The organism is Limnospira sp. PMC 1279.21, from assembly GCF_032349615.1.
In the GTDB taxonomy this organism is placed as follows: domain Bacteria; phylum Cyanobacteriota; class Cyanobacteriia; order Cyanobacteriales; family Microcoleaceae; genus Limnospira; species Limnospira fusiformis.
This window is the reverse complement of the sequence record NZ_JARPLU010000128.1, coordinates 1-15020: the sequence shown is the minus strand read 5'-3', so window position 1 is coordinate 15020 and position 15020 is coordinate 1. Positions and strand designations below refer to the sequence as shown.

General features: G+C 46.9%; 13 protein-coding genes and 1 tRNA gene. 12 read left to right on the top strand and 2 right to left on the bottom strand.

The annotated features are described in order from the left end of the window. Window positions 1-252: 252 nt before the first annotated feature. The 6 genes from chlG to P5683_RS17605 all read left to right on the top strand — a co-directional run bounded on the left by chlG (window position 253) and on the right by P5683_RS17605 (window position 7261). Window positions 253-1245 (top strand): chlorophyll synthase ChlG, encoded by a 993-nt coding sequence (gene chlG / locus P5683_RS17630; protein ID WP_006625329.1) that lies wholly within the window; start codon window positions 253-255, stop codon window positions 1243-1245. Next, the gene (locus P5683_RS17625; protein WP_006625330.1) at window positions 1235-1411 is read left to right on the top strand and encodes a hypothetical protein; all 177 of its coding nucleotides are present in this window, start codon (window positions 1235-1237) and stop codon (window positions 1409-1411) included. The genes chlG and P5683_RS17625 overlap by 11 nt, the downstream gene beginning before the upstream one ends. 10 nt (window positions 1412-1421) lie before the next feature. Then, entirely contained in the window at window positions 1422-3542 is a 2121-nt protein-coding gene (locus P5683_RS17620; protein WP_008051241.1) for a transglycosylase domain-containing protein, read from the top strand. A gap of 102 nt (window positions 3543-3644) precedes the next feature. Next, complete coding sequence (locus P5683_RS17615; RefSeq protein WP_006619291.1) at window positions 3645-3857, top strand: hypothetical protein; 213 nt, start codon at window positions 3645-3647, stop codon at window positions 3855-3857. A gap of 161 nt (window positions 3858-4018) precedes the next feature. Then, on the top strand, window positions 4019-5620 hold the full coding sequence (locus P5683_RS17610) for an iron uptake porin (RefSeq protein WP_006625332.1): 1602 nt from the start codon (window positions 4019-4021) through the stop codon (window positions 5618-5620). Between the two features lie 9 nt (window positions 5621-5629). Then, window positions 5630-7261 (top strand): adenylate/guanylate cyclase domain-containing protein, encoded by a 1632-nt coding sequence (locus P5683_RS17605; protein ID WP_006625333.1) that lies wholly within the window; start codon window positions 5630-5632, stop codon window positions 7259-7261. A gap of 10 nt (window positions 7262-7271) precedes the next feature. On the opposite strand, the gene P5683_RS17600 is transcribed toward P5683_RS17605, so the two are convergent. After that, on the bottom strand, window positions 7272-8192 hold the full coding sequence (locus P5683_RS17600) for an NAD(+) kinase (RefSeq protein ID WP_006625334.1): 921 nt from the start codon (window positions 8190-8192) through the stop codon (window positions 7272-7274). Between the two features lie 89 nt (window positions 8193-8281). Here P5683_RS17600 and P5683_RS17595 point away from each other — a divergent pair, with 89 nt between their 5' ends. Together P5683_RS17595 and P5683_RS17590 are read left to right on the top strand one after the other, a co-directional pair. Beyond that, entirely contained in the window at window positions 8282-8974 is a 693-nt protein-coding gene (locus P5683_RS17595) for a ComF family protein (protein WP_006625335.1), read from the top strand. Between the two features lie 99 nt (window positions 8975-9073). Further along, a complete protein-coding gene (locus tag P5683_RS17590; RefSeq protein WP_006625336.1) occupies window positions 9074-9655 on the top strand; it encodes a TIGR04376 family protein in 582 nt (193 codons plus the stop codon). Between the two features lie 708 nt (window positions 9656-10363). Here the strand turns inward: P5683_RS17590 and ald are convergent. Beyond that, window positions 10364-11449 (bottom strand): alanine dehydrogenase, encoded by a 1086-nt coding sequence (gene ald / locus P5683_RS17585; protein WP_006625337.1) that lies wholly within the window; start codon window positions 11447-11449, stop codon window positions 10364-10366. Window positions 11450-11782: 333 nt separating this feature from the next. Here ald and murA point away from each other — a divergent pair, with 333 nt between their 5' ends. The 4 genes from murA (at window position 11783) to P5683_RS17565 (ending at window position 14670) form a co-directional block, all read left to right on the top strand. Next, window positions 11783-13174, top strand: a complete 1392-nt coding sequence (gene murA / locus P5683_RS17580) for a UDP-N-acetylglucosamine 1-carboxyvinyltransferase (protein WP_006625339.1) — start codon at window positions 11783-11785, stop codon at window positions 13172-13174. A 107-nt stretch (window positions 13175-13281) separates the two neighbouring features. Beyond that, on the top strand, window positions 13282-14157 hold the full coding sequence (locus tag P5683_RS17575; protein ID WP_006625340.1) for a M48 family metallopeptidase: 876 nt from the start codon (window positions 13282-13284) through the stop codon (window positions 14155-14157). Further along, window positions 14136-14217, top strand: a tRNA-Leu gene (locus tag P5683_RS17570). The genes P5683_RS17575 and P5683_RS17570 overlap by 22 nt, the downstream gene beginning before the upstream one ends. Before the next feature lie 210 nt (window positions 14218-14427). After that, window positions 14428-14670 (top strand): hypothetical protein, encoded by a 243-nt coding sequence (locus P5683_RS17565; RefSeq protein ID WP_315669459.1) that lies wholly within the window; start codon window positions 14428-14430, stop codon window positions 14668-14670. The last annotated feature ends 350 nt before the right edge of the window (window positions 14671-15020 follow it).

Here is a 15020-nt window from a genome sequence, read left to right as displayed (position 1 = left end):
ATGCTATCGTCGCATTGTCAGGCAATAGCCGGATAAATGTCGCGTAAATGTATCAGCAGCCAGATTCTCCGTTTCCCCATATTATTGATGTGTCTGACGCACCCGGCGATAATGCGCTAAAATTCTCTTCGGGTTTTTTCGTAATTGTCAATCTGTGCCTTGCCAATCAATCCCGACACTGGTTTATTGGGATCAGGCAGGCCTTATCAAAAACCATAGCGATAACCCCGAAATAATAGCTAAAAAAATACTATGTCTGATTCCCCAACCCCCGAAACCTCTTCAGAAGCTATCCCTAACTCCGGGTCAAAAACCCGCCAGTTACTAGGGATGAAAGGGGCCGCCCCCGGAGAAACATCCATCTGGAAAATTCGCCTGCAACTGATGAAACCAATCACCTGGATTCCCCTAATTTGGGGTGTAGTCTGTGGTGCGGCTTCCTCTGGAGGCTATAGCTGGACACTAGAAGATATCCTTAAAGCAGCCGCCTGTATGCTGCTGTCGGGTCCTTTAATGGCAGGGTATACCCAAACCCTCAACGACTTCTACGATCGCGACCTAGATGCCATTAACGAGCCATATCGCCCTATTCCCTCCGGTGCAATTTCCATCCCTCAAGTCGTATCCCAGATTCTGATTCTCCTGGCTGCAGGTATCGGTCTTGCCTATATCCTAGATGTCTGGGCAGGTCATGAGTTCCCCATGGTCACAGTTCTCTGTATTGGCGGCGCTTTCGTTTCCTATATCTACTCTGCGCCTCCCCTAAAACTCAAGAAAAACGGCTGGTTAGGTAACTATGCTCTCGGAGCCAGTTATATTGCCCTTCCCTGGTGGGCGGGTCATGCCCTATTCGGAGAACTCAACCCCACTATTGTGGTACTCACCCTATTCTACAGCTTGGCGGGGCTAGGTATTGCCATTGTTAACGACTTTAAGAGTGTCGAAGGCGATCGCCAACTTGGCTTACAATCCCTCCCCGTTATGTTTGGCGTAACCACCGCCGCCTGGATCTGTGTATTAATGATTGACATTTTTCAAGCCGGAGTTGCCCTATACTTGATCAGCATTAAGCAAAACCTTTATGCCACCATCTTGTTATTACTCGTGATTCCACAAATTACCTTCCAGGATATGTATTTTATTCGCAATCCCCTGGAAAATGATGTTAAATATCAGGCAAGCGCTCAACCTTTCCTTGTCCTAGGAATGTTGGTTGTGGGTTTAGCCCTAGGTCATGCAGTTTAGTGGGGGAGCAATTGGTGCGTCAGATGAACCAGATTTTGCCTTGACCTATCTCATGGATTTCTCCGACGCACCCTACCAGCTTATCAATAACGCTTTTCAAGATTATATCTGGGCAATTGCCACCAGTCGTTTTTCCTCCCCTTTTAGCAAGGGGCTTCCCACATAAGGAGGTTTACGTGACAGAATTTTCCCCAAAAATTACCGACGAATCTAGGGATAGTCAAAATACTATGCCCCCTACCTCCGTTTTGCACCAAGACTCCGAGGCTCCAGCCCCGCCTCCCCCTGCCGAAACCCCCCTGGGGGTAGGACCCCGTCGCCGTCCAATTAGGCGTTGGCAATGGAAACCTCGCCCTAGATTGTGGATAGGCGTTGGTATCATTACTATAGTCGGAAGTGCGATCGCATTAGGAGCTTATCAGTTCCATCGCCTTGAACAAAGTTTACCCGAGATTTCTGACCTATCAGCCTACAACCGAGATGGAACCCTAACCATTCAAGCCGCAGATGGTACCATTATCATGCAAACCGGACCATCTACCAGGGAGCAGGTATCTCTCGACCAGATCCCAGAGGAGTTAGTCCAGGCATTTATTGCCATAGAAGACCGACGCTTCTATGAACATCGTGGCATTGACTACCAAGGTATTATCAGAGCTTTATCCGCTAATGTCATGGCTACAGGTGTAGTCCAGGGAGGTAGCACCATCACTCAACAATTGGCTCGGATGGTGTTTTTAGACCATGAACGCAGCCTGACTCGTAAACTTAGGGAAGCTATCCTCGCTCAAAAACTTGAGAAAACTCTCACCAAAGAAGAAATCCTCGAACGCTATCTTAATTTAGTCTATTTGGGTTCGGGAGCTTATGGGGTAGCTGATGCAGCTTGGGTCTATTTCAGCAAACCCGTAGAACAACTCACCCTCTCGGAAATGGCTACCTTGGCGGGTTTGCCTCCCGCTCCTAGTCAATATTCGCCCCTGGTGAATTTAGACCTAGCTACCGAACGCCGGAATGTTGTACTGCGCCGAATGCAGGAAATGGGCATGATTTCTGAGGGTCGCGCCAATTCACTGATTCAAAGTGACCTAGTTGTAAATCCTAGCCCCCATAAACGTCTACAGGTTAAGGCTCCCTATTTCGCTAATTTTATTCAAAAGGAACTACCATTATTTGTATCAAAAGAAGCCCTAGAAATTGGGGGCTTGGTGGTGGAAACGAGTTTAAATCTGCAATGGCAGGAAATAGCCGAGCAGGTTGTTAGAGAAGCCGTAAAAATAGACGGGCGCGCCGCTGGGTTTGACCAAGCCGCATTAGTGGCGATCGACCCTACTACCGGAGAAGTTCAAGCTATGGTAGGGGGTGCAAATTACGGGGAAAGTCAGTTTAATCGCGTGACCCAAGCTCAACGACAGCCCGGATCGACTTTTAAAGGGTTGGTCTATGCGGCGGCGATCGCAGCAGGTTTCTCCCCCTATGATAGCTACAATGATGAACCCTATCGAGTCGATGGATATCGCCCCCAAAACTATGGAAACCGTTACGGTGGTTGGCGATCGATGCTTAACGCCCTCAGTAATTCCACTAATGTTATTGCCGTTAGAGTCCTAATTGATGTCGGCTTTGAACCCGTTATTTCTCTCGGTACGAGCATGGGTATCAAATCTGAACTCAAACCCACCTATTCCCTCGCCTTGGGAGCCTATGAAGTTAATCTTTTGGAACTAACCAACGCCTACGGAACCCTCGCCGCCCAAGGCCAATATATCCCCGCTCATGGTATCCGCCGAGTCATCAACCAGAAAGGCGAAACTATCTATCAGGCTCAGTTTACACCTAAACAAGTTCTTGACCCCGACAGCGCCGCTATTACTACCTGGATGCTAACTGGTGTGGTACGCAACGGCACAGGTGGGGCCGCTTACCTTGCCGATCGCGATGTCGCAGGTAAAACTGGCACTTCTGAACAAGCTAGGGATCTCTGGTTTATTGGTTATATTCCGCAACTGGTGGCGGGAGTATGGCTAGGAAACGACAACAATGATCGCACTTGGGGCGCTAGTAGTACCGCCGCCTTTAATTGGCGTGAGTTTATGAAACGAGTAGTTGAGGATTTACCCGTTGAGGAGTTTCCGGAACTTCCCGACCTCGACAGCCACCGGGGAAGCATTAAAGCTAAACCCCATCAACCTAAATGGGTACAAACTGGACCGGCCGCCATTCGTCCTGATGATGACGACTACCACAAACATATTAATAACTCCAGCGACTATGGAAATGATGGCTATTACTACTAACCACTCCCTGTGCGTAGGCAGGCCGGTTTACTGATTTTTGCCGATTCAGCTAAAATTCAGTCAGAATAACAATAAATCTCTTTACAGGAGCTTTCTCTAATCATGGATGAACTGACACCCATCTTCAAAGAATTTACCCAAGATCCGATCTCGTTTTTGGGTGGCTTTGTCTCTAGCGTCCTGCGACTCAACTTATCAGAAGACCCAGTGAAAAGCTGGTTAGAAAAGGAAACCGGAACCCCAGTCTCTTCCTCAACCTCTGACCGAGACAATAATGGCTCGAGTAATGGGCCTCAATCAATTACCATTGACTAAACAGCCGGCTATATTTTCACCGAGAAACTATTGTCCCTGAGCGCTAATGTTCAACCTCTGCGCCTTGAGTACCAGCAACCCTCTTTCATAGCCGAGGTTGGCGTAGCTGTCGCATACGGCTTAATATGTTGGCAGGTGTTAATTCTGAGGAGTGTTGTTCTATGAGCAAATTATGGGGCTATAGTTTCTGGTCAAAAGTAGCAATGATTCTTCCCCTTACCAGTGCGATCGCTTCTATTATCCATACCAATACAGCGATCGCCCAACTCTCCGAAGACATCATTAGCAGCGATGACCTAGTAGAAGTTCAGGGACAAGTTACCTCCGTTTCCCAACTCTCAGACGTTCAACCCACAGACTGGGCATTTCAAGCCCTACAATCCCTAGTTGAACGCTATGGCTGCATAGCAGGATATCCCGACGGAACCTATAGAGGCAACCGCGCGATGACCCGCTACGAATTCGCCGCCGGACTCAACGCCTGTTTAGAAAGAATTAACGAACTGATCGCCGCCTCCGTAGTTGATAAAGTCACCCGTGAAGATCTCGCCGTCCTCCAACGTCTCCAGGAGGAATTTGCCGCCGAACTCGCCACCTTGGGAGGTCGTATCTTCGCCCTTGAAGCCAGAACCGCAGAATTAGAAGCTAACCAATTTTCCACTACCACCATATTCGGTGGTGAAGCCATCTTCGGCTTTGCGGGTGCTGTAGGCGGAGACCCTCCCGGCACCGGAGACAACCATCAAGCTACCCTCCACTATCTCCTGCGTCTCGGAACCGTATCTTCCTTTAGTGGTCTCGACCGTCTCCGCATAGGCTTCGTTTCCGGTAACTTTGAAAACAGAGGATTAGCCGGAACCGTCGAAAATCCAGGGTTTGGAGATATGGCTCTGCTGTCATACCAAACTGATACCAATGATCAACTATTCCTCGATTACCTAGAATATAGATTTCCCGCCTTTAATAACCGGGTAGTCTTCACCGTCCGCCCCGTAGGATTTAGTCTCAGCAACGTCCTCACTGCTAACTCACCCTTTTTTGATAGCGGTCGGGGTGCTATTTCCCGCTTTGGCGAGGGTAGCCCCCTATTTAAAATCGGCGCTTTAGATGGAGGCGCTGGGTTCGATTGGTTAGTTGCCGATAGGGTGCGACTACAGGTAGCCTATGGGACTCGCGGCAGCTCCGATGCCAGACTCGGCATTAGTCATTCCGATCATAGTGCTTTAGGAGTACAATTGTTACTCAAGCCCAGTGCTAACACCTTGGCAGGTTTAACCTATATTAATGCCTACTCTGCCAATGGTCGCTTAGACACCCTCACCGGAAGTTTTAGCGCCGATACCTCCGGTTTACTCGATGAACCTATGAACTTTAATGCAGTAGGGGGGTCATTCCAGTGGCGTATCAAGTCTAATATCACCCTCGCAGCCTTTGGGGGCGTGACCTTTGGGGAATCAACCACCAGCAACGCCTATGCCAACACTACTACCTACAGCCTTTCTCTGGGTTGGTCTGAACCCTTCGGCCGTAATGGCGACCTATTTGCCTTTATCTTTGGTCAACCGCCTAAACTGGTAGCCGGCCGTAATTTGCCCTTGGGAGAAGATCGCGATACCTCCTTACACTTCGAGACTTTCTACCGTTTCCGTGTCAGTGATTATATCTGGGTGACACCGGGTGTATTTATGGTGACCAATCCAGAACATAATGCTAATAATGACACAGTTGTAATCGGTGTTTTGCGTACCACATTCTTATTTTAATCATTTTTCATGGATGAACTGAGGCTGCGACTGATTCTTGAAAACCAACCCGAAAGGCTAATTCCAGTCGATCGCAATGAATTTATTATTGGGCGATCGCCTGAGTGTAACTTGCAACTGCCTTTTATTGAAGTATCGCGCCGTCATACCCGCATTTATAAAGGGACTGATGGTGGTTGGTGGGTGGAAGATTTAGGTAGTAAAAACGGCACTTGTCTAAATGATATATCCTTAGCCCAGCCTCACCCCCTCAAAGTTAACGACCAGTTGCGAATTGATCAGATCCGCTTAGATATCCTACCACCAGATACCAAGAAAAATGGCGGGCGCAAAATTGGGACTCTGGTGGAAGGAACTAATTTAATTGGTCGGGTTCAGGATCTGAAACAACAATGGATTCAAAGTAACACCCAATTTGATGAGGACATTAATAATTATCGTCGCTCTGTAGCCCGCCTACAAGACCTAGTAGAAATTGCTAAATGTTTGAATAGTGCTGAGTCTATTGATGCCATTTTCTCACAAACTCAGTCCGTGATTTTTCATGATATCCCCATTATTGAACGCTTGGCTTTACTGGTTGACCTCAATGGCGACGGACAACTAGAACTCGTCAAAGTTGCCTCCAAAAAATCCAGTCACAGCCTAGATATCTATAATGATGGAAGTTGGATTAGTCGCAGTATTTGTAAGCGAGTTTTTCGTGACAAAATCGCCATTAAAACCGCTGATGCCCAACAGGATACACGCTTTGAAAGTGAACCCAGTATCCTGGTTAAAGATATCAGATCTTGCATTGCAGTTCCCCTGTGGGATGAGGATAATGTGGTGGGTGTTTTATATGGAGATGCTCATTTTTCCTTTGAATACTGGACTCGTGGCGGTGATGAAGATTTGAGCTTTTTCTCAGCTTTGGGAAATTTAGTTGCTGCTAGTATTCAACGTTGGTTACTTACTCAAAAATTGCAGCAGGAAGGCACTATCCGTCAACGTCTTGAACGCTACCACACCCCGGCGGTCGTACAGCATTTAATCAATGTGGGCGCTTTAGACAATGGACGTTTGCCTTCCACAGATGCTGAAATTAGTATCTTATTTGCTGATATTGTCGGTTTTACAGCCCTTTCGGAACGCTTACCTGCTAATGAATTAGCTACATTACTTAATGCTTTTTTTGAGGAAATGTTGCAGGAAGTTTTTGCCCTGGGAGGAACTTTAGATAAGTTTATTGGTGATTGTATTATGGCGTTTTTTGGCGCGCCCGAACCCCAAGCAGACCACGCAGAACGCGCTGTTAATGCCTCTTTGGGAATGTTAGAACGCCTGGAACAACTCAACGCTAAAGGCAAGTTATCCGAACCACTACAACTGCGAATTGCTATTAATAGCGGTAGGGCAGTAGTTGGGGATGTCGGTAGCTCCCAACGAGTAGATTATACCGTATTGGGGGGAACAATTAATTTGGCGGCGAGAATGGAGCCGATTTGTCCCCCAGGAAAGTGTGTCATTAGTCAGGCGACTTATCAAATGTTGCGATCGCCTGAGCAATTTGCTCTAATGGGAGACTACACCTTTAAAGGCATTGATCATCCCGTCACCATTTATCAAAATGTGGAAGTTGGAAAACCTGGATCACCCTAGTCTAATTGGATTAATTCCGGTGATTATTAATATGTCTAACTCTCGCCCCCGCCCATTGCAATTTTTCCCGCAGGGTTTGATAAAACGAATAGTCCTCCCGCAGAATGATAAATTGAGCCTGACAGTCTGCTTTCCTCACATCAACCCGCTGTCCCGGCCAAATCGATGTGGCCAATACCCCATCAGTCCATAATTTAGTATCATGTTCGAGGTCAGCTAGGGGCCAAATACTGACCACTGACCCCGAAGGAATTACCACAGGACGACTGGAAAAGCTGAGGGGACAAATGGGACTAACAGTGATCGCATCCATCCCCGGATGCACAATCGGACCGCCTGCAGACGCATTATAGCAGGTAGATCCCGTGGGGGTTCCCACAATTAAGCCATCCCCTTGATATTGATCAATTACTTCCCCGTCAACTTCCATTTCTAAGATAGAAGTAGGCATTCGATACGCAGAAGCAGGCTTTACGCACATCTCATTAAGGGCTAAAAAGCGATCGCTTAACGGTTCCAGGTTATGGCGGGAACCTTCAAAAACCGCCGCCTGTAACATCATCCGCTGTCCGATAGCGTAGCGATCCTCAAATAAACGATCTATAACCGTTTCCGTATCCTCTATATCCTCAAAGGACTCTGTTAAAAATCCTAAATGCCCCCCCACATTCGCCGCTAAAATGGGGATACCTACTTCCGCTAAATGTCGCGCCGCCGCTAAAGCTGTTCCATCCCCCCCTAATACCACCGCCAAATCAATAGGACTACTACTAGAAGCTAGAAACACCGGATAGGGGTTATCTTTCGCCCCACTCGGTCCCATCAGAACCTGACATCCCCGCTGTTCAAATTGTTTGGCGTACTGTTGCGCCCAACGCTGACTCAGCCTATCCCTAGATTTATGAGCAATGATGACTTGTTTAATCTGCACAGTCCCAGTTAACCTTGGTTTAATCTATGATTATCCACCAAAACTGCCGAACACAGCAATTGTCTGATTCTCTGTTTTTTTAACTCGCCATGACTAATTCTATTCTTCAATCTGTCCTTAATCTCTTTTTAAAGCCAGAATGTCCCATCTGTGCCAGACCTACGGATCAGGAGTTCTGCCGCTATTGCGAACAACAATTGTTAGAATGTCAATTTACCCACGGAGGAATGTTCCCCGGCGAGGTGCCGATTTTTGTTTGGGGTCGTTATGGGGGAGTCCTTAAACAAGCGATCGCGGCTTTAAAATATGATGGGAACCCACAGATCGCCAAAATGTTAGGCTATTGTCTAGCCGAGGGCTGGCTCGATACTGTGAAGCGCGTTCCCCAGAATTTAGTTGTAGTTCCTATTCCCCTACACCCCGCTAAACTCAAACAACGGGGTTTTAATCAGGCCGAATTATTGGGGCGCGGCTTCTGTGAAATCACCGGTTTATCTATGAAACCCCATGGTTTACAAAGGCTCAAAAATACCGAAGCCCTGCACGGCTTGTCCCGCCCAGAACGATATCAGAATTTGCAGGGGGCTTTACGAGTCGGAAAAGACCCCCTTCCCCCTCGCAGTTCTGTGTTGATTATTGATGATATTTATACCACTGGGGCTACGGTTAATGCTGCTATTCAAGCCTTCAAGTTGAGAAAAATTAAAGTAGCTGGAGTGGTCGCATTAGCTACCACAGCTTCCCCTAAATCTTCCCCTCGTTCACTATCATCTATGGGCTAGGTACTGACAACCCTACCAATAACTTATTCCTTTTGGTTGAGATATCCCTAGATTGGGCTAAAATCTAATTAGCCATCATAGCCATCACCGACAATCATTATGGGCTTATTTGAAGATTTCAGCCGCTTTCTGGAAACCCGCCTAGAGGAATTTTTGCGAGATCATCCTGATTTGGAATTGCAAGCCATTGAGGAACAATTGCGTCAACAGGAAGAGGACACCTTCCGATTAATTGCTGACCTCCAGCGTGAGGAAAAGAAATGCACTGAAGAAATTTTGGCGATCGCACAAGATATCCAAAAATGGCATAAATGGGTCGCTAAAGCACAAGCCGCCAACCGCCCTGACCTCGCTGAAGCCGCCCAAGAAAGAGAAGCCGCCCTATTGCGACAGGGAAATCAGCGCTGGGGACAAATGCAGGGCGTTAAAAACCGCATCGAAAAGTCTAAGGAACTCTATCGCCAGATTCAACAGCGACGCAAAGAGGTTAAAATTAAACAGCAGGAATTAGCTGCTAACCGCGCTAAAGCTACCCAAACTAAATCTTGGGAAACACAGGGATGGAACCAAGGAAATGATTACACTCGCTTTCAAGCTACCCCTGACCCCCTCGAACAGCAGTTTCGTCAGTGGGAAATGGATGAGGAACTCGAACAACTCAAGCGCAATATGCGTCAATAACTTTGTGTTAACTTTTGTTACAAAAAATTAAGAAATGTTGCAAAAAATTTTTTTTTCGGGGGGAGGGGTTGCTTTTGGTGGCGCTCCCGGCTATACTTTATATAATGGGAATAGTGACTTTTTTTAAATTTAAGTATATATTCTCATTATTAAACTGTATGTCAATATCCTACCACAAGTTCCCGGCTGTTGTCAACCCTCGGCGCAGGAGGGGCCGAACAAATTTTTTTTTTGAATAAAAAATCAACAGTGCTAAAGCTACCCAAACTAAATCTTGGGAAACACAGGGATGGAACCAAGGAAATGATTACACTCGCTTTCAAGCTACCCCTGACCCCCTCGAACAGCAGTTTCGTCAGTGGGAAATGGATGAGGAACTCGAACAACTCAAGCGCAATATGCGTCAATAACTTTGTGTTAACTTTTGTTACAAAAAATTAAGAAATGTTGCAAAAAATTTTTTTTTCGGGGGGAGGGGTTGCTTTTGGTGGCGCTCCCGGCTATACTTTATATAATGGGAATAGTGACTTTTTTTAAATTTAAGTATATATTCTCATTATTAAACTGTATGTCAATATCCTACCACAAGTTCCCGGCTGTTGTCAACCCTCCGCGCAGGATGGGCCGAACAAATTTTTTTTGAATAAAAAATCAACAGTGATTCTGGGAAGCCGACCCTAGCGGGTCGGTACATGGAGAATGGCACGCCTAAGCCAAATCCGGGAAAACTTCCCTAACAGCAGGATGAACAAGTTGGTGATTTTCGACATTTAACCCCTTAGCTAAAGCGGCATCTTCAGCTAAAGCGCGAAGTCCTCGATCGCCTAATTTGAGAACATAAGGCAAGGTGCTATTATTTAAGGCTTGGGTAGCGGTACTGGGTACAGCCCCCGGCATATTGGGAACGCCATAATGAACCACGCCATACTCAATATAAGTGGGTTGACTGTGAGAAGTAGGTCGGAGAGTTTCAATACAACCGCCTTGGTCAACCGCCACGTCAACTAATACAGAACCGGGGCGCATTTTAGCGACCAATTCACGGGAAACTAAAATCGGGGTCCGAAAACCTGGAACCAAGACCGCACCAATGAGTAAATCAGCCTGGGGAACAGTAGCCTCAATGTGGGCTGAATTACTGTAAAGCAATTCTACCCGGGAACCAAACAAAGTTTCCAAATAGGAGAGGCGATCGACATTAATATCAATAATTGTGACCATAGCGCCCATACCCACGGCAATGCGGGCGGCTTCGGTGCCGACGATACCACCACCCAAAATCACGACGTGACCGGATTTGACACCGGGGAAACCACCCAGGAGAACGCCGCGCCCCCCTTGTTGGCGTTCCAGATATCTGGCTCCAAACTGTACGGAAAGGCGACCCGCAATGATACTCATGGGAGTGAGTAGTGGTAAGCGTCGGTCTGATAATTCTACTGATTCGTAGGCGATCGCATTCACCCCACTATTAATAAGGTGTTCCGTCAATTCCCTAGTCGCCGCCAGATGTAAATAAGTGAATAGAAGTTGTCCCTTCTGAATAAAGGGATATTCTGAGGGTAGGGGTTCTTTGACCTTGACCACCAATTCACGATTCCAGGCTTCTGTGGGTGAGGAAACCACCTCAGCGCCTGCTTCGAGATAGTCCTGGTCAGAAAATCCCGCCCCCACCCCGGCTTCTGTTTCTACAAAAACCTGATGGCCTTTTTCACAACAGACTCGGACACTACTGGGGCTTAATCCCACCCGAAATTCCTGATCTTTAACTTCTTTGGGGACACCAATTTGCATCTTACCTGAACCTTAATTTTGTGATAATGGCTGAACCGCAAACGCTCTCCACCATCTAGGGTATCATTTCCCGCACCACCAAACAGGAACCATAATCATCAGACTGCGATCGCCTACCGAATCACCCAATAGATCAACTCTCCCGCGCCGGGATATCTTTACCTGGTCTGTAGGGTGGCGGTAAATTGGCACCCCACTTAAATACTGTTTTCCTTATGGTCTCAAATCCTTTTCTGATAGGGGTTTCACCCCATACCGATCCGGCGTTTCCTGTTTTACCCCTAGACATTTAGAATCTTTCGGGTAGAATCAGAACAAAAAAATTAACCACCAATGCACAGTCAAAACCCAATTTTGGAGGGTAGACCCATTACACTCACTCTCAATTCGTCTAACGTTTCTACGGCCTCTGATGCCGATCAGCCTATTATCAAAATAGCGGGCCGCTCTTCCCTGAAAGGACAGGTAGCTATTAGCGGTGCTAAAAATGCGGCGCTAGTCATCATGGCTGGCGCTCTACTGTGTTCGGAAGACTGTCGGCTACGGAATGTTCCGTCATTGGTTGATGTCGGCACTATGGGGCAAATTCTATCGGCTGTGGGGGTAGACCTCAAACGAGATGGTAGTGTTATTGATATCAATGCTAGAGAACTTACTCACTCTGAAGCACCCTATGAGTTAGTTAGTCAGCTTCGAGCTAGTTTCTTTATTATCGGACCGCTTTTGGCGCGATTAGGGATAGCTAAGGTTCCCTTACCGGGGGGATGCGCTATCGGTGCTAGACCTGTGGATCTCCATGTTCAGGGACTACGGGCGATGGGCGCTCATGTGCAAATTGATCATGGGATCGTTGAAGCATACGTGACTGGGAGCGATCGCCGTCTCAAAGGCGCTAAGATTTATCTGGATTATCCCAGTGTGGGAGCCACCGAAACCCTGATGATGGCTGCAGTGTTAGCAGACGGGGAAACCATTATTGATAACGCGGCTCAAGAACCCGAAGTTATTGATCTGGCTAATTTCTGCCGGGCTATGGGCGCGAAAATTGAGGGCGCGGGAACTAAGAAATTAGTCATCTCTGGAGTTAGCCATCTGCACTCGGTGGATTATTCTATCATCCCCGATCGCATTGAGGCGGGGACTTTTTTATTGGCCGCAGCCATTACTGGCTCTGAACTAACCCTGGCTCCGGTTATTCCAGATCATCTCACCGCCGTGATTGCTAAGTTACGGAAAACTGGCTCAACTATTGTCGCCGAAGATAATCAAGTGATTCGGATTATTCCCGGTCAGGAAATCCTACCCACAGATATTGAAACCCTACCCTATCCTGGTTTCCCTACGGATATGCAGGCCCCTTTTATGTCTTTGCTAACTCTGAGCAAGGGTAATAGTCTGATTACTGAAACTGTTTTTGAAAACCGTCTACACCATGTGGCGGAATTGATTCGCATGGGCGCTGATATCCGCATGAAGGGTAATACGGCGATCGTTAGTGGTGTTCCTATTTTATCTGGTGCGCCAGTCAGGGCTACAGACCTAAGAGCCGGAGCCGCCTTAGTATTGGCTGCTTTAGCCGCTGAGGGTGAAACTACTATTTCCGATTTACAACATCTCGATCGCGGTTATGAACGCATCGATCTCAAGTTGAAAGATTTAGGCGCTCGGATAGAACGTATAGAGCCACTACCGGAATCGGAAAATTCTTCTGCCAAAGATAAGTAAACTAGGCTAATAATTAACTATAGGGGCATTATAGCTAACCTCAAGGTACTCCCTAGGTGTTGCTAACCCGCCCCTTGTTGTATTTCCCCAATGTTTGATTGAATACTATGGCTTTGTCTCCTAATCCTCTCATTGGTCTGAAAGCAGATCATTTCCGCCATCCCCTTGATTTACAAGCCACTAATGCTTTAAAGCAAATTCCCGGTTTAGATGTGATCGTCCGTCAGTTGCTCGGTTCCGTCGGTGAGCAGTTTTTCTATTTGGAAAATATTGCTTCGAGTGTTCTCGTCGGTGAAAAACAGCTTCCATATCTCCATAATCTCTTGTTGTCCGCTTGTCAGACTTTGGACTTGGAACCGCCACAGCTTTATGTTAGGTCTTCCCCAGTCCCTAATGCTTACACTTTGGCTATGCGGGGAAAACAGCCTTTTATTGTCCTACATACCTCTTTAGTGGATTTGTTGACTCCTGAAGAAATTCAAGCCGTGATTGGTCATGAGTTGGGACATCTCAAGTGTGAGCATGGTGTTTATCTGACTTTGGCGAATTTGATTATTTTGGCGGCGGGTCAATTCTCTACTTTGGGTGCGCTTTTGGTTCAGTCCCTACAAACTCAGATTCTTGAATGGGTCCGCTGTGCTGAGTTTACTTGCGATCGCGCTGCATTGTTGGCTACCCAAGACCCTAGAGTGGTGATGTCGGTTTTGATGAAGTTGTCCGGGGGTTCCCCAACTTTAGCCCCTCAACTTAATTTGGATGCTTTTCTTGAACAAGCGATCGCCTATGATCAAATGAGTAGTGATGAGTTGGGAGAGTTACTTAAACAAGCCCAAACCGCTCAACTCACCCATCCTCTACCTGTACTAAGGGCCAGAGAAATCTATCGCTGGGCCAGTAGCCCAGATTATAATTTTTTGTTGCAATCTGGAAAAATCGTGTATAATAACAAAGTAACCAATTCGGGCGGATGGCGAAATTGGTAGACGCACCACACTCAAAATGTGGCGACTTCGGTCATGTCGGTTCGAGTCCGACTCTGCCCACTATTAACTGACCTAATGCTGGTAGGAATAACCGGGATTTACTTAACCCGATAACTATACCTAGTTACTCAGATATTACTCACAATCTAGTCCTAGCACAGGAAAATAATTCTGTCAATAGGATGATTACTCAGTCAACAAGCACAACTTAATCAATCTGTCAAATACCCATACCACCCCCCAACCAAACACCGATAGGGTAACTCCCTTGTGATACCCGTCAATGGCAAGCCTATCGGTTCGTTCCTCACCATTGACTGCTATCACGTCGGTCGCACCCCCAAGAGTGTTTGTTCCGGTTGGGGGGAGGATATGTTTCAAAATCAACCACGACAACAGCAGAAGATAATTCCCCAAGCTATCAATGTACAAAGATATCAGACCGCCTTTCCGTGGACTAGACCTATAGGTAAACCTATGAGCGATCGCCTATCCGGTTATCTATGGGTCTGATTCATAATCCTCGGTGAGGGGAAACTATGGGCTATCATCTGGCTGATATGAAAAGTGCGATCGCCTAATCTAAACTATCTCCTACCGGAACCAACCCGATACCCCTAAACAACTTTTCAACTGGTGACAATTACCGAGCAGAAACCGATACCAACATAATCAGTTCACCCCCAAAATCTTAGCCGTAGGTTGTAGGTAAAGCTATCTGTTGGGGGTAACTTAGTTCTGGGTAATATCTGGACATGATAGGGTAGGCATTCATATTTTAGAAGTTACATAATGTAAATACATTATGTAAATGAGAAAATACATAGACACCCCCTACAGTTAGAAACCATAGGGGGCTATTA

What these genes read in the sequence shown, in the direction of transcription:
- P5683_RS17625 (WP_006625330.1), top strand. Translation starts at nt 1,235, where the DNA reads ATGCAGTTTAGTGGGGGAGCAATTGGTGCGTCAGATGAACCAGATTTT.
- murA (WP_006625339.1), top strand. Translation starts at nt 11,783, where the DNA reads ATGCACAGTCAAAACCCAATTTTGGAGGGTAGACCCATTACACTCACT.
- P5683_RS17605 (WP_006625333.1), top strand. Translation starts at nt 5,630, where the DNA reads ATGGATGAACTGAGGCTGCGACTGATTCTTGAAAACCAACCCGAAAGG.
- P5683_RS17610 (WP_006625332.1), top strand. Translation starts at nt 4,019, where the DNA reads ATGAGCAAATTATGGGGCTATAGTTTCTGGTCAAAAGTAGCAATGATT.
- chlG (WP_006625329.1), top strand. Translation starts at nt 253, where the DNA reads ATGTCTGATTCCCCAACCCCCGAAACCTCTTCAGAAGCTATCCCTAAC.
- P5683_RS17590 (WP_006625336.1), top strand. Translation starts at nt 9,074, where the DNA reads ATGGGCTTATTTGAAGATTTCAGCCGCTTTCTGGAAACCCGCCTAGAG.
- P5683_RS17575 (WP_006625340.1), top strand. Translation starts at nt 13,282, where the DNA reads ATGGCTTTGTCTCCTAATCCTCTCATTGGTCTGAAAGCAGATCATTTC.
- P5683_RS17595 (WP_006625335.1), top strand. Translation starts at nt 8,282, where the DNA reads ATGACTAATTCTATTCTTCAATCTGTCCTTAATCTCTTTTTAAAGCCA.
- P5683_RS17615 (WP_006619291.1), top strand. Translation starts at nt 3,645, where the DNA reads ATGGATGAACTGACACCCATCTTCAAAGAATTTACCCAAGATCCGATC.
- ald (WP_006625337.1), bottom strand. Translation starts at nt 11,449, where the DNA reads ATGCAAATTGGTGTCCCCAAAGAAGTTAAAGATCAGGAATTTCGGGTG.